This is a genomic window from Streptomyces drozdowiczii (genome assembly GCF_026167665.1).
GTDB lineage: Bacteria > Actinomycetota > Actinomycetes > Streptomycetales > Streptomycetaceae > Streptomyces > Streptomyces drozdowiczii_A.
In genome coordinates, this window is record NZ_CP098740.1 from 4,714,400 (window position 1) to 4,736,253 (window position 21,854).

Consider the following 21,854-nt stretch of genomic DNA (forward strand, 5'->3'; position numbering starts at 1 on the left):
GTAACGTCACCATGAGTGGAACGGCCACCCGTTCTGCCCAGCAAGGCGGCGTACCCTCGCGCTGTGTCGGCACATCCGGCACTACGATGGAACCTTCCACGCCCGCAGCGCCCATCCTGCCTACCAAAACAAGCCATTACGGCTTTTACCTGGGAGGCCCGACGCATCCTCATGGGGAACAAGGGGAACTCAATGTCGTTCATCGGCCGTGACATGGCTATCGACCTCGGGACTGCCAACACGCTGGTGTACGTCAGGGGGCGCGGCATCGTTCTGAACGAGCCGTCCGTCGTGGCCATCAACACCAACACCGGCGGAATTCTGGCGGTCGGCGCCGAGGCCAAGAAGATGATCGGCCGTACGCCTGGCAACATCGTCGCCGTACGGCCCCTGAAGGACGGCGTGATCGCCGACTTCGAGATCACGGAGCGGATGCTCCGCTACTTCATCCTGAAGATCCACAAGCGCCGCTACCTGGCCCGCCCCCGGGTCGTCGTCTGCGTGCCCTCCGGCATCACCGGGGTCGAGCGACGCGCCGTCATCGAGGCGTCGACGCAGGCCGGCGCCCGCCAGGTGCACATCATCGAGGAGCCCATGGCGGCGGCCATCGGCTCGGGCCTCCCGGTCCACGAGGCCACCGGCAACATGGTGGTCGACATCGGTGGCGGCACCACCGAGGTCGCGGTGATCTCGCTCGGCGGGATCGTCACCGCCCAGTCCATCCGGGTCGCCGGTGACGAGCTGGACAACGCGATCATCCAGCACATCAAGAAGGAGTACTCGCTCCTCCTGGGTGAGCGCACCGCCGAACAGATCAAGATCACCATCGGCTCGGCGTACGACCTGGAGAAGGACGAGCACACCGAGATCCGCGGCCGCGACCTGGTCTCGGGCCTGCCCAAGACCGTCGTCATCTCGGCCGGCGAGGTCCGCAAGGCCATCGAGGAGCCGGTCAACGCGATCGTGGACGCGGTCAAGACGACGCTCGACAAGTGCCCGCCGGAGCTGTCCGGCGACGTCATGGACCGCGGCATCGTCCTCACCGGCGGCGGCGCGCTGCTGCGCGGCCTGGACGAGCGGCTGCGCAACGAGACGGGCATGCCGATCCACATCGCCGAGGACCCGCTGGACTCGGTGGCGCTCGGCTCCGGCAAGTGCGTCGAGGAGTTCGAGGCGCTCCAGCAGGTCCTGGACGCCCAGCCCCGACGGTAGTAACCCCACGGCCCTCCGCGCGGACGCTGCCGCTCCGCGCGGGGGACCGCCGACATACAGGCACGATCATTCCTACGAGGAAGGCACGGCCGCCGCACTGTGAGGGACACACGAGAGAGCCGGCTGCTCCTGGTGCTGCTGATCGCCATCGCGTTCGCGCTGATCACGGTGGACATCCGCGGCGGTGAGGCGTCACCGGTGGACGGCGCCCGGCAGGCCGCCGCCACGGTCTTCGGACCCGTGGAGAACGGCGTGGCGTCGGCGGTCGACCCGGTGGGCAACGCCATAGGGGCGGTCCGCGCCTCCGGCGCCCGCCACGACAAGATCGCCGCGCTGGAGAAGCAGAACGCCGAGCTGAAGGCGAAGCTCGGCAGCGACGACCGCAACCGCAGCCGGGTCCGCCAGCTGGACGACATGCTGAAGAAGTCGGCCACCGGCCAGTACGGCATCGCCGCCGCCGAGGTCATCGCCATAGGAGCGGCCCAGGGCTTCTCCTGGACGGTCACCATCGACGCGGGCACCAAGGACGGCGTCAAGCGCGACATGACCGTCATCAACGGGGACGGGCTCGTCGGCCGCGTCACCACCGTCGGCCCGGACACCGCGACGGTGCTCCTCGCCAACGACCCCGACTTCACCGTCGGCACCCGGATGGAGTCCACCGACGAGCTGGGCTTCGCCACCGGCCAGGGCTCCCGACCGCTGGCGGTGCAGTTCCTGAACGGCAAGGCCAAGGTCAAGAAGGGCGACCGGCTCGTCACCTTCGGCTCCAGCAAGGACAAGCCGTTCGTGCCCGGCGTCCCGGTCGGCGAGGTCGTCCGCGTCGACCCCTCGGGCGGCGACCTCACCCGGACCGTCTACGTCCGCCCGTACGTCTCCTTCACCAAGCTCGACATCGTCGGCATCGTCGTCCAGGCCCCCGGGCGGACCCCCGCGACTCGGTCCTGCCGAAGAAGCCGAAGGCGCCCGCCAAGCCGAAGCCCACGCCGACCGTCACCGTCACCATCTCGCCCAACGGCGACATCGTGGACACCGAGGGCAACGTGGTCGGCAACATCCACGAGAGCCCCAGCCCGGACCCCAGCGGGAACGCCACTCCGAACGCCGACAACGCGGTCAACGAACAGAGGTAGAGCTGATCCCCATGCACGTCAACCGGACCCTGCTCTCCATCGTTCTGGTCGTCTTCGCCCTCGTCGTCCAGGTCTCCGTGCTCGCCCGCCTCCAGCTCCCCGGCGCCGTGCCCGACCTGCTGCTCATGGTCGTCCTCGGCCTGGCCTTCGTGTACGGGCACGTCAGCGGCGCCCTCATCGGCTTCGGGGCCGGCCTCCTCGCGGACCTGGCGCCCCCGGCCGACCACGCCGCCGGGCGCTACGCCCTCGTCCTCTGCGTCATCGGCTACCTCGCGGGCCTGGCCCGGCCGGAGAACGGCCAGCTGAAGTCCGCGTTCCTGCCGATGGCCGTGGTCGTCGCGGCGGCGATCGGCTCGACCCTGCTGTACGCGGGCGTCGGCGCCCTCGTCGGCGACACGGCGGCCCGCCACGTCGGCCTGGGCAGCCTGCTGTTCACGGCCGCGGTGTACGACCTCCTCCTGGCGCCGTTCACCGTGCCGCTGATCATGGCGCTCGCCAGACGCACCGTGAACGACCCCGTCACCGAGTCCTCCTCGGGGCGCGGCGATGTGGCGGCCGGCTGGCTGGCGGCCGGGACCGGGCTGCGGATCGGCAGCCAGCGCGGCGGACTGCGCGTGAAGGCGGCCCGCAACCGGGCGGCACGCGCCGGACGGATCAAGGGAGTCAAGCGACTGTGAGGCAGCACCACGCCGGGCCCCGCCCCGGACCACCACCGGGGGCGCCCCGTGAGCAACATCCCCGAGACGGGCCGCACCCAGCGCGTCCAGATCCGGCTGATCGTCATCCAGGTCCTCGTCTTCTCGCTGCTCCTCACCCTCGGCGGCCGCCTCTGGTACCTCCAGATCCGCAACGGCCAGGAGTACTCGGACGAGGCGAAGAACAACCACGTCCAGCAGGTCGTCCAGCCCGCCGCCCGCGGCTCCATCCTCGACGCGCGGGGCGTCCCGCTCGCCGACAACGAGACCCGCCTCGTGGTCTCCGCCAGCCGCACCGAGCTGATGAAGATGGACGACGACGGCAAGGCCGTGCTGACCCGGCTCGCCGGCGTGCTCGACATGAAGCCGAAGGACGTCTTCGACAAGGTCCGGCTCTGCGACGCCAAGACCCCGCAGCCCTGCTGGAACGGTTCGCCCTACCAGCCGATCCCGGTCACCGACGAGGCCACCACCCAGCAGGCCCTGACGATCCGCGAGCGCGCCGAGGACTTCCCCGGCATCACCGCGGAGCCCACCGCCGTCCGCCGCTACCCGGCGCCCGGCAAGGCCAACACCGCCCAGGTCCTCGGCTACCTCTCGCCCGTCACGGACGAGGAGATCACCAAGGCGCAGGACAGCGACTCGCCGTATCTGCGCTCCGACATGGTCGGCCGCTCCGGCCTGGAGCGCACGTACGACAAGGAACTGCGCGGCAAGGCCGGCGTCACCCGCTACGAGGTCGACAACCTGGGCCGGGTCATCGGCCAGGCCAAGAACGACGAGGCGGAGGCCGGCGCCAGCGTCGTCACCTCGATCGACGCCCGCGTCCAGGCCGTCGCCGAGTACGAGCTGAACGACGCCATGAAGAAGGCCCGCCTGGAGTTCGACACCAACACCGGTGAGAACTACAAGGCGGACTCCGGGGCCGTCGTCGTCATGGAGGCCAAGACCGGCCGGGTCGTCGCCATGGCGTCCCTGCCCAACTACGACCCGAACTCCTGGGTCGGCGGCATCTCCGCGAAGGACTACGCCAAGCTCACCGGCAAGAAGTCCAACTTCCCGCTGCTGAACCGGGCCATCCAGGGCCAGGCCGCCCCCGGCTCGATCTTCAAGGTCATCTCCTCGACCGCCGCGGTCAACGCCGGATACCCCTTCGACGGCCACTACCCCTGCCCCAGCTCGTACTCCATCGGCGGGCAGACCTTCAAGAACTTCGAGTCCCAGGGCTACGGCGACATCACCATCGGCCGCGCCCTGGAGGTCTCCTGCGACACCGTGTACTACGGCATCGCGCACAAGGAGTGGGCGAAGGACGGCGGCAACAACCCCAAGAAGCACCCCAAGGACTGGTTCTACAAGACCGCCCACCAGTTCGGCCTGGGCAAGGAGACCGGCATCGACCTCCCCAACGAGGTCAGCGGCCGCGTCCCGGACCGCGAGTGGAAGAAGAACTTCGCCAAGGCCAACCACGACGCCTGGTGCAAGCAGGGCAAGAAGGACGGCACGTACGTCGAGAAGATCGCCTACGAGAACTGCCTCGAAGGCGACAAGATGCGCGCCGGTGACTCCGTCAACTACTCCATCGGCCAGGGCGACACCCTCGTCACCCCGATCCAGATGGCCACCATCTACGCGGCCATCTCCAACGGCGGCACGCTCTACGACCCCACCGTCGGCAAGGCGATCGTCAGCGGCGACGGCAGGACCGTCCAGGAGATCGAGCCCAAGTCGCACGGCAAGCTGCCCTTCACCAAGAAGACGCGCAACGAGATAGACGAAGCCCTCGCGGGTGTCGCCACCCGCGGTTCGGCCGCCTGGCGATTCGGCGGCTGGCCGCAGGACAAGATCCCGATGCACGCCAAGACGGGTACCGCCGAGGTCTACGGCAAGCAGACGACCTCCTGGTTCGCCACGTACACCAAGGACTACTCGATCGTCATGACGATCTCTCAGGGCGGTACGGGTTCCGGCGCGTCCGGGCCCGCCGTCCGCAACATCTACAACGCGCTGTACGGACTCGACGCCACCGGCAAGCAGGACCTCAAGAAGGCCCTCCTGCCGACGCCGCAGAAGGGGCTGCCGAAGATCCAGACGGACGGCACCATCGACGCGCCGACGGTCAAGCCGTACAACCCCGCCTCCGAGAAGCCGGCCGCCGAGCAGACGCTCGCCGCGGTGCTGGGGAGGCGCGACTGATGGCCGGATTCTCCGTCCCGCGCTACGGCCCCGAGCGCTCCGGCTGGGGCCGGCTCATGGCCCGCGACTCCGTCGTGCGCCGCCTCGACTGGCCGCTCCTCGGCTCGGCGGTCGCGCTCTCCTTCATCGGCTCGCTGCTGGTCTGGTCGGCGACCCGGGGACGCGACTCGCTGACCCACGGCGACCCGTACTACTTCCTCCTCCGGCACGCGCTCAACACCGGCATCGGCATGGCGCTGATGATCGGCACGATCTGGCTCGGCCACCGCACCCTGCGCGGCGCGGTCCCGATCCTCTACGGCATCTCGGTGGTCCTCGTCCTGGCGGTCCTCACCCCGCTGGGCGCCACCGTCAACGGCGCCCACGCCTGGATCCTGCTGCCCGGCGGCTTCTCCATCCAGCCGTCCGAGTTCACCAAGATCACCATCATCCTGGGCATGGCGATGCTGCTCGCCGCCCGCGTCGACGCCGGGGACCAGGTCCACCCCGACCACCGGACCGTCGCCAAGGCCCTCGGCCTCGCGGCGCTCCCCATGATCATCGTCATGGGGATGCCGGACCTCGGCTCCGTGATGGTCATGGTCGTCATCGTGCTCGGGGTGCTGCTGGCCTCCGGCGCCTCCAACCGCTGGGTCTTCGGGCTCCTCGGCGCGGGCGTGGCCGGGGCGGTCGCCATCTGGCAGCTCGGACTGCTGGACGACTACCAGATCGCCCGCTTCGCCGCCTTCGCCAACCCGGCGCTCGACCCGGCCGGGGTCGGCTACAACACCAACCAGGCCCGCATCGCGATCGGCTCCGGCGGCCTGCACGGCACCGGCCTCTTCCAGGGCACCCAGACCACCGGGCAGTTCGTCCCCGAGCAGCAGACCGACTTCGTCTTCACGGTCGCCGGCGAGGAGCTGGGCTTCCTCGGCGCCGGGCTCATCCTCGTCCTGCTCGGCGTCGTCCTGTGGCGCGCCTGCCGCATCGCCCGCGAGACCACCGAGCTGTACGGCACGGTGGTCGCCGCCGGGATCATCGCCTGGTTCGCCTTCCAGTCCTTCGAGAACATCGGCATGACGCTCGGCATCATGCCGGTCGCCGGACTCCCGCTGCCGTTCGTCTCCTACGGCGGCTCCTCGATGTTCGCCGTCTGGGTGGCCATCGGCCTGCTCCAGTCGATCCGGGTGCAACGGCCGATAACGGCCTGAGCGGTTTCCCGGAAGCGCGTTAGGTTCGTTGCATGGCGGACTTCAAGCGCGAGATCGAGCGGAAGTACGAAGCCACCGACGCCACCCGGCTGCCCGACCTGGGCCGGGTGGCCGGGGTCGGGTCCGTGGCGCACGAGGGCGCCATGGAGCTGGACGCCGTCTACTACGACACCGACGACCTGCGCCTCGCCGCCGGAAACGTCACCCTGCGCCGCCGCACCGGGGGCTCCGACGCCGGCTGGCACCTGAAGCTCCCCGTCGCCGAGGGCGTCCGCGACGAGATCCGGGCCCCGCTCTCCGACCGCGTGCCGGCCCGCCTCACCGCCCTGATCCGCTCCCGGGTCCTGGACGCCCCCGTCGTCCCCGTCGTCCGGCTGGTCTCCGTCCGCGACGTCCACGTACTCCTGGACGGCGACGGCGCCCCGCTGGCCGAGCTGAGTGTGGACGAGGTCCTCGCCGAGCGGCTGCACGGCGGCGACCGCACCGCCGCCTGGACCGAGATCGAGGCCGAGCTCGCCGACGACGGCGACCCCGCCTTCCTCGACACCGTCGGCCGCGCGCTGGAGGAGGCGGGCATCCGGCCCTCCACCGCCCCCTCCAAGCTGGCCCGCGCGCTGACGGAGACGGGACCGGATGCCACCCGCCCCCGGGAGGACGAACCGCGCACCGCCGGTGACCACGTCCTGCGCTACGTACGCCGCCAGGCCGAGGCGATCGTGGCGCTCGACCCGGCCGTGCGGCGGGGGTGCCGGACTCCGTGCACAAGATGCGCGTCGCCACCCGCCGGCTGCGCAGCGCCCTGCGTACGTACCGCCGGGTCCTGGACCCCGAGGCCACCCGCCCCCTGGGCGCCGAGCTGAAGTGGCTCGCGGGGGAGCTGGGGGTCGACCGGGACCAGGAGGTCCTGGACGCCCGGCTGCGCGCCCGGCTCGCCGAGCTGCCCCGGCCGCTGGTCATCGGGCCGGCCCGGGCGCGGCTGCGGCTCCGGTCGGCGGCGGAACGCGGCGGTTCACTCCGGCGTACCACCGCCGTGCTGGACTCCGCGCGCCATCTGGACCTGCTGCGCGCCCTGGAGGCGCTGCTCGCCGCCCCGCCGCTGCTGCCCGGGGCCGCCGCGGAGCCGGGCGACGAGCTGGTCCGCGCGGTCCGCAAGGACCACAAGCGCCTCGCCGGACGCGTGGCGCACGCCCTGGAGCTGGAGCCGGGGGCGGACCGGGACGCGGCGCTGCACAGCGCCCGCAAGGCCGCGAAGAGGGCCCGGTACGCGGCGGAGGCCGCCCGCCCCGCCCTGGGGAAACCCGCGAAGAAGGCGGCCAAGCGGCTCAAGGCCGTACAGAGCCTCCTCGGCGACCACCAGGACGGCGTCGTCGCCCGCGAGACCCTGCGCGCCCTCGCCGTACAGGCGCACGCGGCGGGGGAGCCGTCGTTCACCTGGGGACTGGTGTACGGACGCGAGGAGGCGGCCGCCGCCGCGACCGAGCGCGAGCTGCCCGGCGTGTGGCACCGGGCGCACCGGGCCCGGATCCGGCGGTCCGCCGGAGGCTGAGCAGCGAGGTACGCTGGATGGTCACCCCTGCCGGCTCTCGAAAGTTCGCGATGTCTGTCGATTCGGTCTTCCCACAGCTCGAAGCTCTGCTCCCGCATGTGCAGAAGCCCATCCAGTACGTCGGCGGTGAGCTGAACTCCACCGTCAAGCCGTGGGACGAGTGCGACGTCCGCTGGGCGCTGATGTACCCGGACGCGTACGAGGTCGGGCTGCCCAACCAGGGCGTCATGATCCTGTACGAGGTACTCAACGAGCGCCAGGGCGTCCTCGCCGAGCGCACCTACAGCGTCTGGCCGGACCTCGAAGCGCTGATGCGCGAGCACCGGGTGCCGCAGTTCACCGTGGACAGCCACCGCCCGGTCAAGGCGTTCGACGTCTTCGGGCTCAGCTTCTCCACCGAGCTGGGCTACACCAATATGCTCACCGCCCTGGACCTGGCCGGCATTCCGCTGGCCGCCGAGGACCGGGGCATCGACGACCCGATCGTGCTCGCGGGCGGCCACGCCGCGTTCAACCCGGAGCCGATCGCGGAGTTCATCGACTGCGCGGTCATCGGCGACGGCGAGCAGGCGGTCCTGGAGATCACCGAGATCGTCCGCGCCTGGAAGGCCGAGGGCCGCCCCGGGGGCCGCGAGGAGGTCCTGTTCCGCCTGGCGAGGACCGGCGGCGTGTACGTCCCCGGCTTCTACGACGTGGAGTACCTCCCGGACGGCCGTATCGGCCGCGTCGTACCGAACAAGTCGGGCGTGCCGTGGCGGGTGTCCAAGCACACCGTCATGGACCTGGACGAGTGGCCCTACCCCAAGCAGCCGCTGGTCCCGCTCGCCGAGACCGTCCACGAGCGGATGTCCGTGGAGATCTTCCGCGGCTGCACCCGCGGCTGCCGTTTCTGCCAGGCCGGCATGATCACGCGCCCCGTGCGGGAGCGAAGCATCACCGGCATCGGCGAGATGGTGGAGAAGGGCCTCAAGGCGACCGGCTTCGAGGAGGTGGGCCTGCTCTCGCTGTCCTCCGCCGACCACACCGAGATCGGTGAGATCGCCAAGGGCCTCGCGGACCGCTACACCGAGGACAAGATCGGCCTCTCGCTGCCGTCCACCCGCGTCGACGCGTTCAACGTGGACCTGGCCAACGAGCTGACCCGCAACGGCCGCCGCTCCGGTCTCACCTTCGCCCCCGAGGGCGGCTCCGAGCGCATGCGCAAGGTCATCAACAAGATGGTCTCGGAGGAGGACCTGATCCGCACGGTCGCCACCGCGTACGGCAACGGCTGGCGCCAGGTGAAGCTGTACTTCATGTGCGGGCTGCCCACCGAGACCGACGAGGACGTCCTCCAGATCGGCGACATGGCGGTCAACGTGATCGCCAAGGGCCGCGAGGTCTCCGGCCAGAACGACATCCGCTGCACGGTCTCCATCGGCGGCTTCGTACCCAAGCCGCACACCCCGTTCCAGTGGGCGCCGCAGCTCTCCGCCGAGGAGACCGACGCCCGGCTCGGCAAGCTCCGGGACAAGATCCGCGGCGACAAGAAGTACGGCCGCTCGATCGGTTTCCGCTACCACGACGGCAAGCCCGGCATCGTGGAGGGCCTGCTCTCGCGCGGCGACCGTCGCGTCGGCTCCGTCATCCGCGCGGTCTACGAGGCCGGCGGCCGGTTCGACGGCTGGCGCGAGTACTTCAGCTACGACCTGTGGATGAAGAGCGCCGAGGCGACCCTGCCGGAGTTCGGCGTGGACGTCGACTGGTACACCACCCGTGAGCGGACCTACGAGGAGGTCCTGCCCTGGGACCACCTGGACTCGGGCCTCGACAAGGACTGGCTCTGGGAGGACTGGCAGGACGCGCTGGACGAGACCGAGGTCGAGGACTGCCGCTGGACGCCGTGCTTCGACTGCGGGGTGTGCCCGCAGATGGACACCAGCATCCAGATCGGCCCGACCGGCAAGAAGCTCCTGCCGCTGACGGTCGTGAAGTGAGCCGCGAAGTGATCGCGGGCGTGTGACAGCTCGGTGACGAAGGCCCGGTCCGGGGAAACTCCCGGCCGGGCCTTCGCGTCATCAGGTGCATGGAACAGGGAAAGCACCGGGCACCCGCGGAGTACGGCGCCCACCAGGCGCCCGCGCACTACGAGGGCGGCGACGGCTGCCTCACCACGCTCATCCGGATCCCGGTCCGGATCGTGGTGCTCCTTGTCGTCCTGCCGGTCCGGATGGTGTGGGACGCCCTCGCCGTCACCGCGAGGGCCGCCGAACGGGTGCTGTTCCGCCCGCTCGGACGCGCCCTGGCCCGGCTGTTCGACATGCTGTGGCGGTACGTGTGCGTGCCGCTCGGGCACGCGCTGGCCTGGCTCGTCCGGGCCCTCTTCGTCTGGCCATGGGTCGCGCTCTGGCGTTACGTCGTGGTGCCCGTGGTCCGGTACGGGATCGTGCTGCCGCTCCAATGGGCGTACGCGCACCTGCTCACCCCGCTCGGACACGGGCTGCGGTGGCTGTACCGGGAGGTGCTGGTCCCGGCGGGGCGATGGCTGGGGGCCGCCCTGAAGTGGCTGCTCGCCGTGGTGTTCGTGATGCCGGTGGTGCTGCTGTGGCGGTATGTCCTGGTGCCCGTCGGGCTCGCCGTTGGCTGGCTGGTCCGGTACCTCGTGGTGATCCCGCTCGTCTGGGTGTACCGGAACGTGCTCACCCCGCTGGGACACGGCATCGCGTGGGCGCTGGATCTGGTGATCCGGGGCATCGAGGCGTTCTTCCGGGGCATCGGCATCGCCGTGCGGTGGCTCGTCGTCGTGCTTCTCGTCACGCCCGTCGTCCGGGTGTACCGGCACGTCCTGACCCCGATCGGCCGGGAGGTCGCCGCCGCGCTCGGCATCGCCTGGCGGGTCGCCGGATACCTCTCCCGGGCGGTCGGCCGGGCGCTCGCCTGGCTCGCCCGGAACCTGATCGCCGCGCCGGTGCGCTGGGCCTACCGCACGGTGTGCGTCCCGGTCGGCCACTTCGTGCGCGACGCCTTCCTGGCACCCGCCGGACGGGCCCTGCGCGCGGTGGGCCGCACGGCCCGCCAGACGCTGCGCACGGCCCGGGAAACGGTCCGCCGGGCCAGGCGCGACGCCTGGCGCGCCCTGGTCGGCGCGCCCGCCGAACCCGAGCCCGGGGAACCCGGAAGCCCCCTTGCGCGTACTCTGGGTAGTGCAACGACCGTGCCCAGCGCGGCACCAGGACCAGAGTTCGCCCCGCTCCCGGAGAAATCCGCACAGCAGGGGTGAGCCGGACCGGGGCCCCGGGCCACCCGCATTTCGAGGGCGGCGCGCCACCGCGCCCGCCCCGCACCGAGGAGAAGAACCACTGGGCAAGCGACAGCCCGAAGGCCCGCCGCCCGCACCGGCGGTGCAGCGCATCCGACTGCGCTACACCAAGCGCGGCCGCCTCCGGTTCACCAGCCACCGCGACTTCCAGCGTGCCTTCGAGCGGGCGCTGCGCCGCTCCCAGGTGCCCATGGCCTACTCGGCGGGCTTCACCCCCCACCCCAAGGTGTCGTACGCCAACGCCGCCCCCACCGGTACGGGCAGCGAGGCCGAGTTCCTGGAGATCGCGCTCACCGAGCCCCGTGACCCGGGCGTCCTGCGTGAGCTGCTCAACGACTCCATGCCGGACGGCCTGGACATCACGGACGCCGTCGAGGCCCGCACCTCGGGTCTCGCCGACCGGCTGACCGCCTCCATCTGGGAGATCCGCCTCGACGGGGTGACCCCGGAGGACGCGGAGAAGGCCGTGTCCGCCTTCAACGCGGCGGAGACCGTCGAGGTCGAGCGCCGTACGAAGAACGGCATGCGGGCCTTCGACGCCCGTTCCGCCGTGGTCGACCTCCGGACCCTCGATCTTCCGGCCGATAGGCCCGGTGACAGGGCCTGTGCGATACTGCGGCTGGTTGTTCGGCACGTAACACCTGCCGTACGGCCTGACGACGTCCTGTCCGGTCTCCGCGTTGTGGCCGACCTGGCGCCGCCGGTCCCCGCAGCGGTGACCAGGCTGGCGCAGGGGCTCTTCGACGAGGAGTCCGGCACGGTGACCGACCCGCTCGCGCCCGACCGCGAGGCAGCCCCGGCCGCATCAACCACGGCCACCGGGACCGCCGTCGCGACGGCGCCCGAAGGTGCAGGTACCGCGTAAGGCGGTCGTCGTAGCGCAGCCCTCGCGCTCGGGAGCCACCTGGGCCGGGCCGCGCGCTGACCCATAAGACTTTCGCCAGGCCGTCCGCACACCGCGTACGGAACCGGCGAGCCAAGATTCAGCTCCCGTGCGGCGCCCGCGCCCCGGACGGCGGTGCCGCGGCCACCCGCGGACCGAGCCGGACCGGAATCAGGTGCGGCGCCCGGGAGCGCGACGGGAGAAACGCCCGCATGCCCCAGCCGAACGAACCCGGCACCGCCGGGAACGCCGAAGACAACAACACCCCGGGGACAAGCTCCCCCGCGCCGCAGGCGCCGCGCCGCCTCCCGCCCCGCCGGCCCGCCGTCGGCCGGGGCGCAGGCCGCCACCGACGCGCCGGCCATACCGGCCGTTGACGCCGCAGAGTCCCCGAGCACGGAGCCGGCCGCCGAGGCCGCCCCCGCCCGCCCCCGCCGCCGCGCGGTCCGCAAGGCCACCTCCCCGGCCGGCGCGCCGCAGGCCGCCGAGCAGGCCGGGACCGTGGAGCCCGTGACCCCCGAGCCGGCCGCCGCCGAGCCCGTGGCGGAGCCCGCCACCGAGGCCCCCCGCCGCCGCCGTGCCGTGCGCAAGGCCACGTCCCCGAGCGGTGCGCCCAAGGCCGCCGAGCCGGCCGAGACCGTTGAGGAGGCCCCCGTCGTGGAGAGCCCCGAGCCCGCCGCCGAGAGCGCCGCCCCGGCCCGCCCGCGCCGCCGCGCCGTCCGCAAGGCCACCTCGCCCGCCGGTGCGCCCAAGGCCGCCGAGCCGGTCGAGATCGTCGAGGAGGCCCCCGTGGCCGAGCCCGTCGCGGAGCCGGCCGCCGAGCCCGTCGCCGAGGCCCCCCGCCGCCGCCGTGCCGTGCGCAAGGCCACCTCGCCCGCCGGTGCGCCGAAGGCCGCCGAGATCGTGACGGAGGCCGAGGAGGCCCCGGAGCCCGCCGCCGAGCCGGCCGCCGAGGCCGCTCCCGAGCCCGCCGAGGCCCCCGTGGCCGCACCCGCCGCAGGGCCTCCGCCCCGGCCGGTGCCCCGCAGACCGCCCCGGTGGCGCCCGCTGCCGAAGAGACCGAAGAGGCCGAGGAGACCGACGAGGTCACCGAGACGGCCCAGGCCCCCGAGCCGGCCGCCGAGCCCGCCGAGGCGCCCCGTGGCCGCCGCCGCGCCACCCGTCGGGCCTCGTCCCCGGCCGGTGCGCCGAAGGCCGCCGACGAGCAGCCCGCCGAGGCCGCCCAGACCGGCGAGAGCCTGCCCGAGGCCGCCGTGGAGGAGCTGGCCGCCGAGCCCGTCGAGGTCGAGGAGGCCGCCCCGCGCGGCCGTCAGCGCCGCCGGGCCACCGCCGCCGCCGGCCGCCCCGAGTTCACCGCCGAGCCGGAGGAGCCCGCGCGCCGCGGCCGTCGGGCCACCCGCCCGGCCGTCGCCGTCTTCCAGGCGCCGGTCTTCGCCGAGCCGATGTTCCAGACCCCGGAGACCGCGGCAGCCGCCGCGGCCGCCGCCTCGCACGAGGAGCCCGAGGACGAGGCCGCCCCGGTCCGCGAGGAGGCGCCCGCGCCCGCCGAGACCGCGTCGCAGGGCGGTTCGCGCCGCCGTCGCCGCCGTCGCGGTGAGGCCGCCGAGGCCGACACCACCGAGACCGTGACCGCCGCCCCGGCGCAGGAGCAGGCCGAGGACGAGCAGGAGCCGGAGGCCGCCGCCGAGGCCGAGCAGGACGGCGAGGACACCGACGAGTACGGCGACCGCCCGTCGCGCCGCCGTCGCCGGGGCGGCCGTCGCCGTCGCCGGGGCGAGGCCGCCGAGGACGAGGGCGCCGAGCAGCAGGCGGACGACGAGCACGCCGACCGGGCCGAGGACGAGCCCGAGGCCGCCCAGGAGCCCGCCGACGAGGCGGACGACGAGGACGACGAGCGCGAGTCCGCCGCCTCCGGCACGAGCAGCAGCCGCCGTCGCCGGCGCCGCCGTCGTCGCAGCGGTGACGCGGTGGCCGACGGGGAGAACGGCTCGGACGACCCGGAGCGCACCGTCGTCAAGGTCCGCGAGCCCCGCAAGAAGGAGGAGCGGGAGCCCGGCACCGGCTTCGACGAGGTCCAGTCCATCAAGGGCTCGACCCGCATGGAGGCCAAGAAGCAGCGCCGCCGCGAGGGCCGCGAGCAGGGCCGCCGCCGGGTGCCGATCATCACCGAGGCCGAGTTCCTGGCGCGCCGCGAGGCCGTCGAGCGCGTCATGGTCGTCCGCCAGAGCGGCGAGCGCACCCAGATCGGCGTCCTCGAGGACAACGTGCTCGTGGAGCACTACGTCAACAAGGAGCAGGCCACCAGCTACGTCGGCAACGTCTACCTGGGCAAGGTCCAGAACGTGCTGCCGTCCATGGAGGCCGCCTTCGTGGACATCGGCAAGGGCCGCAACGCCGTCCTGTACGCCGGTGAGGTCAACTTCGAGGCGCTCGGCATGGCCCACGGGCCCCGCCGTATCGAGACCGCGCTCAAGTCCGGCCAGTCCGTCCTGGTGCAGGTCACCAAGGACCCGATCGGCCACAAGGGCGCCCGCCTGACCAGCCAGGTCTCGCTGCCCGGCCGCTACCTCGTCTACGTGCCCGAGGGCTCGATGACCGGGATCAGCCGCAAGCTGCCCGACACCGAGCGCGCCCGGCTCAAGACCATCCTCAAGAAGATCGTCCCCGAGGACGCGGGCGTCATCGTGCGCACCGCCGCCGAGGGCGCGAGCGAGGACGAGCTGCGCCGTGACGTCGAGCGCCTCCAGCAGCAGTGGGAGGACATCCAGAAGAAGGCGAAGGGCACCGGCAACTCCAACGCCCCGACCCTCCTGTACGGCGAGCCGGACATGACCGTCCGGGTCGTCCGGGACATCTTCAACGAGGACTTCTCCAAGGTCATCGTCAGCGGCGACGACGCGTGGGAGACCATCCACGGCTACGTCTCGCACGTAGCGCCCGACCTGACGGACCGGCTGTCGCGGTGGACCTCCGAGGTCGACATCTTCGCGACGTACCGGATCGACGAGCAGCTGATGAAGGCGCTGGACCGCAAGGTCTACCTGCCGAGCGGCGGCTCGCTGGTGATCGACAAGACCGAGGCCATGGTCGTGGTCGACGTCAACACCGGCAAGTTCACCGGCCAGGGCGGCAACCTGGAGGAGACGGTCACCAAGAACAACCTGGAGGCGGCCGAGGAGATCGTGCGCCAGCTGCGGCTGCGCGACCTCGGCGGCATCGTGGTGGTCGACTTCATCGACATGGTGCTGGAGTCCAACCGGGACCTGGTGCTGCGCCGCCTGCTGGAGTGCCTGGGCCGCGACCGTACGAAGCACCAGGTCGCCGAGGTGACCTCGCTGGGGCTGGTCCAGATGACCCGCAAGCGGGTCGGCCAGGGGCTGCTGGAGTCCTTCTCCGAGACCTGCGTCCACTGCAACGGCCGCGGTGTCATCGTCCACATGGAGCAGCCCGCGTCCACGGGCGGCGGTGGCGGCGGCAAGCGCTCGAAGAAGCGGCGCGGCGGCGGTCCGGACCACGACCACGGCCACGAGCACGACCACGCCCCGGAGCACACCGAGGCCGAGACCGAGGCCGAGGTGGCGGCGGAGGTCGCCGCGCCGGTGGCCCTGCCCGAGCCCGAGTTCGTCCCGGACGAGGAGCTGTACAGCAGCGCCGCCGAGGCCGAGGCAGCCGCCACCCGCGGCCGCGGCCGCCGTCGGGCGACCCGCAAGGCATCGGCCCCGGCCGGCGCCCCGAAGTCCGCGCCCGCCCCGGCGGCGGAGATCGTGGAGCCGGAGCCCGTCGCGGCCCCGGAGCCGGTGGCCGACGAGGCTCCCGCCGAGGCCCCGCAGGGCCGGACGCGCCGTCGGGCGACCCGGAAGGCGACCGCCCCGGCGGGCTCGCCGGCCCCGGCCGAGGCGACCGTGACCGAGGCGGCCCCGGCGGAACCGGCCGAGCCCGCGCCGGCCGCCGCCGAGCCGGACGCCGGGCCCGACCCGGTGGCCGCCGAGGACCCGGTGGTCGAGGCGTCGCACGCCGAGGCCCCGGCCGAGGAGCCGGCCGCGCCGCCGCGTGTCCGGCGCCGCGCCACCCGCAAGGTCAGCGCCCCCGCCGGCTCCCCGGCGGGCGCCGAGGAAGCCGCGATCGTCGTGGTGGAGACCCCTGAGGCCCCCGAGTCCTCCGAGGCCTCCGAGGCCGCCGAGGCCGCCGAGGCCGAGGCCGAAGCGGCTCCGGCCAAGAAGGCGGCCCGCAAGACCGCCAAGAAGGCCACGGCCAAGAAGGCGGCCGTCAAGAAGACCGCGGCCAAGAAGACGGCCGCGAAGAAGACGACGGCCAAGAAGGCGGCGGCGAAGAAGACGGTGGCGGCGGAGCAGCAGACCGCCCCGGCCGTCACGGCCACGGCCGACGAGGACTGATCCGCCTCGCGTGACACGGTCCGGCCGGTCCCCCTCCCGGGACCGGCCGGGCCGCGTCACGGCGCCGGGACCTCCCGCCCCCGACACGAAAGCCCCCACATGCGCAAGATCCAGAAGGCCGTCATACCGGCCGCCGGGCTCGGCACCCGGTTCCTGCCCGCGACGAAGGCGACTCCCAAGGAGATGCTGCCGGTCGTGGACAAGCCGGCGATCCAGTACGTCGTGGAGGAGGCCGCCGCCGCGGGGCTGAACGACGTCCTGATGATCACCGGGCGCAACAAGCGCGCGCTGGAGGACCACTTCGACCGGAACTACGAGCTGGAGTCGGCGCTGACCCGCAAGGGCGACGCCGAGCGGCTGGTCCGGGTCCAGGAGTCGAGCGAGCTCGCGACCATGCACTACGTCCGCCAGGGCGACCCGCGCGGCCTCGGCCACGCCGTCCTGTGCGCGGAGCCCCATGTGGGCGACGAGCCCTTCGCGGTGCTCCTGGGCGACGACCTGATCGACCCGCGCGACCCGCTGCTGACCCGGATGACCGGGATCCAGGAGCGCGAGGGCGGCAGCGTCGTCGCGCTGATGGAGGTGGCGCCCGAACAGAGCCACCTCTACGGCTGCGCGGCGGTGGAGCCCACCGCCGAGGACGGCATCGTCCGGGTCACCGGCCTGGTCGAGAAGCCGGAGCCGGGCGACGCGCCCAGCAACCTCGCGGTCATCGGCCGCTATGTCCTGGACCCCGCCGTCTTCGCCGTACTGCGCGAGACCGAGCCGGGCCGGGGCGGCGAGATCCAGCTGACCGACGCGCTCCAGCAGCTCGCCGCCGACGAGAAGCTCGGCGGCCCGGTGCACGGCGTGGTCTTCCGGGGCCGGCGCTACGACACCGGCGACCGCGGCGACTATCTGCGGGCCATCGTCCGCCTCGCCTGCGAGCGCGAGGACCTGGGCCCCGACTTCCGTACCTGGCTGCGTGACTACGTGGCCTCGGAACTCTGACCCGCCCGCCGGGCCCCGCACCCCTGATCCGAGACACCCGCACCACCGCACCGAGGAGAACCCCATGATCGGCATGATTCTGGCCGCCGGCGCCGGCCGCCGTCTGCGCCCCTACACCGACACGCTGCCCAAGGCGCTCGTGCCCGTCGGCCCCGAGGGCGACGAGGAGAGCCTGACCGTCGTCGACCTGACGCTCGGCAACTTCGCCGAGGTCGGCCTGACCGAGGTCGCGATCATCGTGGGCTACCGCAAGGAGGCCCTGTACGAGCGCAAGGCGGCGCTGGAGGCCAAGTACGGCGTCAGCATCACGCTGATCGACAACGACAAGGCCGAGGAGTGGAACAACGCCTACTCCCTGTGGTGCGGCCGGGACGCCCTCAAGAACGGCGTCATCCTCGCCAACGGCGACACCGTGCACCCGGTCTCCGTCGAGAAGACCCTGCTGGCCGCCCGCGGCGACGGCAAGAAGATCATCCTCGCGCTCGACACCGTGAAGTCCCTCGCCGACGAGGAGATGAAGGTCGTCGTGGAGGACGGCAAGGGCGTGCGGCGGATCACCAAGCTGATGGACCCGGCCGAGGCCACCGGTGAGTACATCGGCGTCACCCTCATCGAGGGCGAGGCGGCCGAGGAGCTGGCCGACGCGCTGAAGACCACCTTCGAGCGCGACCCGGACCTCTACTACGAGGACGGCTACCAGGAGCTCGTCAACCGCGGCTTCAAGGTCGACGTGGAGCCGATCGGCGACGTCAAGTGGGTCGAGATCGACAACCACGACGACCTCGCCAAGGGCAGGAAGATCGCGTGCCAGTACTGACCCGGCTGATACCCGCGCCGGTCGTCGTCGACATCCGGGCCGGGGCCCTCGCTGATCTGGCGGGCGTCCTCGCCGACCAGCGGATCTCCGGCTCCGGCAAGCTGGCGGTCGCGATCAGCGGGGGTTCCGGCCGGGCCCTGCGGGACCGGCTCTCGGACAGCCTGCCGGGCGCCTCCTGGTTCGAGGTGGGCGGCGGCACCCTGAACGACGCCGTGAAGCTCGCCGAGGCCATGAAGTCCGGGCGCTACGACGCCGTGGTCGGGCTCGGCGGCGGCAAGATCATCGACTGCGCCAAGTTCGCCGCGGCGCGCGTCGGGCTGCCCCTGGTCGCCGTGGCGACGAACCTGTCGCACGACGGGCTCTGCTCCCCGGTCGCGACGCTGGACAACGACGCGGGCCGGGGCTCGTACGGCGTGCCGAACCCGATCGCCGTGGTCATCGACCTCGACGTCATCCGGGAGGCCCCCGTCCGCTTCGTGCGGTCCGGGATCGGGGACGCGCTGTCCAACATCTCGGCCGTCGCCGACTGGGAGCTGGCCCACCGGGTCAACGGCGAGGACATCGACGGCCTGGCCGCCGCGATGGCCCGGCAGGCCGGCGAGGCCGTGCTGCGCCACCCGGGCGGCCTGGGCGACGACGCGTTCCTCCAGGTGCTCGCGGAGGGCCTGGTGCTCACCGGGATCTCGATGTCGGTGGCCGGTGACAGCCGCCCGGCCTCCGGCGCCTGCCACGAGATCAACCACGCCTTCGACCTGCTCTTCCCGCAGCGGGCCGCCAGCCACGGCGAGCAGTGCGGGCTCGGCGCGGCGTTCGCCATGCATCTGCGCGGCGCCGTCCAGGAGTCCGTACGTATGACCCAGGTGCTGCGGCGCCACGGGCTGCCGGTCACCGCCGAGGACATGGGCTTCGACGTGGACGAGTTCGTACGGGTGGTGGCGTTCGCACCGAAGACCCGGCCGGGCCGGTACACGATCCTGGAACACCTGAACCTGTCCGAGGACGGCATCAGGGACGCGTACGCCGAGTACGTCAGGAGCGCCGCGGTCTGAGGGGCCGGGCCCGGTTTGACCGGCTGTGCCGGGCCCCGTAACCTTGACCGTCGGCGTTTGTTCGCCACACCTCTGAGCACCGACCTCCCGCTCGTACGGGAGAGGCCGCTCGTCCACTCCGGATCGTCATGGGTCTCCGGACCCGTGTGAGCGGCTGGCATCAGAGGTTTCCGCTTCGAGTGAGAGTGAGATCCGCGTGTACGCCATCGTGCGCAGCGGTGGTCGCCAGCACAAGGTTGCTGTCGGCGACATCGTTGAGGTTGACAAGATTTCCACTGCCAAGGTTGGCGACACGGTAGAGCTCTCTACCCTGCTCGTTGTCGACGGCGACGCCGTGACCAGCGACCCGTGGGTGCTCGACGGCATCAAGGTCCAGGCCGAGGTCGTGGACCACCACAAGGGCGCGAAGATCGACATCCTTCGCTACAAGAACAAGACCGGCTACCGCCGTCGCCAGGGTCACCGCCAGCAGTACACGGCGATCAAGGTCACCGGTATTCCCGCGGCTGCGAAGTAAGGGACTGAGAACACATGGCACACAAGAAGGGCGCATCGTCCACCCGGAACGGGCGCGATTCCAATGCTCAGCGGCTCGGCGTGAAGCGCTTCGGCGGCCAGGCCGTCAACGCCGGTGAGATCCTGGTCCGCCAGCGCGGCACCCACTTCCACCCGGGCACGGGCGTCGGCCGTGGCGGCGACGACACGCTGTTCGCCCTCGCCGCCGGTGCGGTCGAGTTCGGCACGCACCGTGGCCGCAAGGTCGTGAACATCGTTCCGATCGCCGGCTGAATTCCCGGCGCTCGTAGAGCGGTATGACGTGGAGGCGGACCTCACTTCCCGAGAAGGGAAGTGGGTCCGCCTTTCGCGTGTTGCCCCTACGGGGGCGAGCGAAGTCTTTCCGCAGGTATGCAACTGGAGGTTCCACCCATGACCACCTTCGTGGACCGCGTCGAACTGCATGTCGCCGCGGGTAACGGAGGCCACGGCTGTGCCTCCGTTCACCGTGAGAAGTTCAAGCCGCTCGGCGGCCCGGACGGCGGCAACGGCGGTCGCGGCGGTGATGTGACCCTGGTCGTCGACCAGTCCGTCACCACGCTCCTCGACTACCACCACCATCCCCACCGCAAGGCCACCAACGGCCAGCCCGGCGGCGGCGACCACCGCACCGGCAAGGAGGGCCAGGACCTGGTCCTGCCCGTCCCGGACGGCACCGTCGTCCTCGACCGCCAGGGCAATGTGCTCGCCGACCTCGTCGGCCAGGGCACCGCCTTCGTCGCGGGCCAGGGCGGCCGCGGCGGCCTCGGCAACGCCGCGCTGGCCTCCGCCCGCCGCAAGGCCCCCGGCTTCGCGCTGCTCGGCGAGCCCGGCGAGGCCCGCGACATCGTCCTGGAGCTGAAGACCGTCGCCGACGTGGCCCTCGTGGGCTACCCGAGCGCCGGCAAGTCCTCGCTGATCTCGGTCCTCTCGGCGGCGAAGCCGAAGATCGCGGACTACCCCTTCACCACCCTCGTCCCGAACCTGGGCGTGGTCACCGCCGGCGAGACCGTCTACACCATCGCCGACGTCCCGGGCCTGATCCCGGGCGCCAGCCAGGGCAAGGGCCTCGGCCTGGAGTTCCTGCGCCACGTCGAGCGCTGCTCGGTGCTCGTCCACGTACTGGACACGGCGACGCTGGAGTCCGACCGGGACCCGGTCTCCGACCTCGACATGATCGAGGAGGAGCTGAAGCTGTACGGCGGTCTCGAGGACCGGCCCCGCATCGTCGTCCTCAACAAGATCGACATCCCGGACGGCCAGGACCTCGCGGACATGATCCGCCCCGATCTGGAGGCGCGCGGCTACCGCGTCTTCGAGGCGTCCGCCGTCGCCAGGACCGGGCTCAAGGAGCTGTCGTTCGCCCTCGCCGGCATCATCGCCGAGGCGCGCGCCGCCAAGCCGGTCGAGGAGGCCACCCGCATCGTCATCCGGCCCAAGGCCGTGGACGACGCCGGGTTCACCGTCACCCTGGAGGAGGACGGTATCTACCGGGTGCGCGGCGAGAAGCCGGAGCGCTGGGTGCGCCAGACCGACTTCAACAACGACGAGGCCGTCGGCTACCTCGCGGACCGGCTCGCCCGGCTCGGTGTCGAGGACCAGCTGCGCAAGGCCGGCGCCCGGGCGGGCGACGGCGTGGCGATCGGCGCCGAGGACAACGCGGTCGTCTTCGACTGGGAGCCGACCGTGACCGCCGGTGCGGAGATGCTCGGCCGCCGCGGCGAGGACCACCGCCTGGAGGAGTCGCGTCCGGCCGCCCAGCGCCGCCGCGACCGCGAGGCGGAGCGCGACGAGGTCGCCGAGGAGTACCGGGGCTTCGACCCGTTCTCGTAGAGCACGGCGTTCTCGTAGAGCACGACAACGACTGCGGGCCCGGCCCCTTCCTGATGACGGAAGGGACCGGGCCCGCAGTCGTTG

At 72.2% G+C, this 21,854-nt stretch carries 13 protein-coding genes and 3 pseudogenes; all 16 read left to right on the plus strand.

The features are described from left to right. The first annotated feature begins 192 nt into the window (after positions 1-192). The 16 genes and pseudogenes from NEH16_RS21415 (at position 193) to obgE (ending at position 21,770) form a co-directional block, all read left to right on the plus strand. Positions 193-1,212, plus strand: a complete 1,020-nt coding sequence (locus NEH16_RS21415) for a rod shape-determining protein (protein WP_018103191.1) — start codon at positions 193-195, stop codon at positions 1,210-1,212. Between the two features lie 132 nt (positions 1,213-1,344). After that, positions 1,345-2,238, plus strand: a pseudogene (gene mreC / locus NEH16_RS21420) (rod shape-determining protein MreC); the annotation flags it as partial. Positions 2,239-2,356: 118 nt separating this feature from the next. After that, positions 2,357-3,022, plus strand: a complete 666-nt coding sequence (gene mreD / locus NEH16_RS21425) for a rod shape-determining protein MreD (RefSeq protein ID WP_018103193.1) — start codon at positions 2,357-2,359, stop codon at positions 3,020-3,022. Between the two features lie 48 nt (positions 3,023-3,070). Further along, on the plus strand, positions 3,071-5,236 hold the full coding sequence (gene mrdA / locus NEH16_RS21430; protein WP_265544395.1) for a penicillin-binding protein 2: 2,166 nt from the start codon (positions 3,071-3,073) through the stop codon (positions 5,234-5,236). After that, positions 5,236-6,426, plus strand: coding sequence for a rod shape-determining protein RodA (gene rodA / locus NEH16_RS21435; RefSeq protein WP_265544396.1), 1,191 nt, complete (start codon positions 5,236-5,238; stop codon positions 6,424-6,426). The genes mrdA and rodA overlap by 1 nt, the downstream gene beginning before the upstream one ends. A gap of 32 nt (positions 6,427-6,458) precedes the next feature. Continuing rightward, positions 6,459-7,972: pseudogene (locus NEH16_RS21440) on the plus strand (CHAD domain-containing protein). Positions 7,973-8,022: 50 nt separating this feature from the next. After that, the gene (locus NEH16_RS21445) at positions 8,023-9,948 is read left to right on the plus strand and encodes a TIGR03960 family B12-binding radical SAM protein (protein WP_265544397.1); all 1,926 of its coding nucleotides are present in this window, start codon (positions 8,023-8,025) and stop codon (positions 9,946-9,948) included. Between the two features lie 89 nt (positions 9,949-10,037). Further along, entirely contained in the window at positions 10,038-11,231 is a 1,194-nt protein-coding gene (locus NEH16_RS21450) for a hypothetical protein (RefSeq protein ID WP_265544398.1), read from the plus strand. A 121-nt stretch (positions 11,232-11,352) separates the two neighbouring features. Beyond that, positions 11,353-12,135: a TIGR03936 family radical SAM-associated protein gene (locus NEH16_RS21455; RefSeq protein ID WP_265544399.1), complete on the plus strand. Its 783-nt coding sequence runs from the start codon at positions 11,353-11,355 to the stop codon at positions 12,133-12,135. A gap of 230 nt (positions 12,136-12,365) precedes the next feature. Further along, positions 12,366-16,547 (plus strand): annotated as a pseudogene (locus tag NEH16_RS21460) (Rne/Rng family ribonuclease). 99 nt (positions 16,548-16,646) lie between these two features. Continuing rightward, on the plus strand, positions 16,647-17,537 hold the full coding sequence (gene galU / locus NEH16_RS21465) for a UTP--glucose-1-phosphate uridylyltransferase GalU (RefSeq protein ID WP_265544400.1): 891 nt from the start codon (positions 16,647-16,649) through the stop codon (positions 17,535-17,537). A 64-nt stretch (positions 17,538-17,601) separates the two neighbouring features. Beyond that, positions 17,602-18,354: a sugar phosphate nucleotidyltransferase gene (locus NEH16_RS21470; RefSeq protein WP_073965218.1), complete on the plus strand. Its 753-nt coding sequence runs from the start codon at positions 17,602-17,604 to the stop codon at positions 18,352-18,354. Continuing rightward, positions 18,342-19,403, plus strand: a complete 1,062-nt coding sequence (locus NEH16_RS21475; RefSeq protein ID WP_265544402.1) for an iron-containing alcohol dehydrogenase family protein — start codon at positions 18,342-18,344, stop codon at positions 19,401-19,403. The genes NEH16_RS21470 and NEH16_RS21475 overlap by 13 nt, the downstream gene beginning before the upstream one ends. Positions 19,404-19,599: 196 nt before the next feature. After that, on the plus strand, positions 19,600-19,920 hold the full coding sequence (gene rplU / locus NEH16_RS21480; protein ID WP_014045903.1) for a 50S ribosomal protein L21: 321 nt from the start codon (positions 19,600-19,602) through the stop codon (positions 19,918-19,920). Positions 19,921-19,934: 14 nt separating this feature from the next. After that, complete coding sequence (gene rpmA, locus NEH16_RS21485; protein ID WP_018103204.1) at positions 19,935-20,192, plus strand: 50S ribosomal protein L27; 258 nt, start codon at positions 19,935-19,937, stop codon at positions 20,190-20,192. Positions 20,193-20,330: 138 nt separating this feature from the next. Beyond that, on the plus strand, positions 20,331-21,770 hold the full coding sequence (gene obgE, locus NEH16_RS21490) for a GTPase ObgE (protein ID WP_265544411.1): 1,440 nt from the start codon (positions 20,331-20,333) through the stop codon (positions 21,768-21,770). Positions 21,771-21,854 lie beyond the last annotated feature (84 nt).

Bases quoted from the DNA above. Each gene is read 5' to 3' on its own strand.
- NEH16_RS21415 (WP_018103191.1), top strand. From the start codon at position 193: ATGTCGTTCATCGGCCGTGACATGGCTATCGACCTCGGGACTGCCAAC.
- mreD (WP_018103193.1), top strand. From the start codon at position 2,357: ATGCACGTCAACCGGACCCTGCTCTCCATCGTTCTGGTCGTCTTCGCC.
- rodA (WP_265544396.1), top strand. From the start codon at position 5,236: ATGGCCGGATTCTCCGTCCCGCGCTACGGCCCCGAGCGCTCCGGCTGG.
- NEH16_RS21445 (WP_265544397.1), top strand. From the start codon at position 8,023: ATGTCTGTCGATTCGGTCTTCCCACAGCTCGAAGCTCTGCTCCCGCAT.
- NEH16_RS21450 (WP_265544398.1), top strand. From the start codon at position 10,038: ATGGAACAGGGAAAGCACCGGGCACCCGCGGAGTACGGCGCCCACCAG.
- galU (WP_265544400.1), top strand. From the start codon at position 16,647: ATGCGCAAGATCCAGAAGGCCGTCATACCGGCCGCCGGGCTCGGCACC.
- NEH16_RS21470 (WP_073965218.1), top strand. From the start codon at position 17,602: ATGATCGGCATGATTCTGGCCGCCGGCGCCGGCCGCCGTCTGCGCCCC.
- rpmA (WP_018103204.1), top strand. From the start codon at position 19,935: ATGGCACACAAGAAGGGCGCATCGTCCACCCGGAACGGGCGCGATTCC.
- obgE (WP_265544411.1), top strand. From the start codon at position 20,331: ATGACCACCTTCGTGGACCGCGTCGAACTGCATGTCGCCGCGGGTAAC.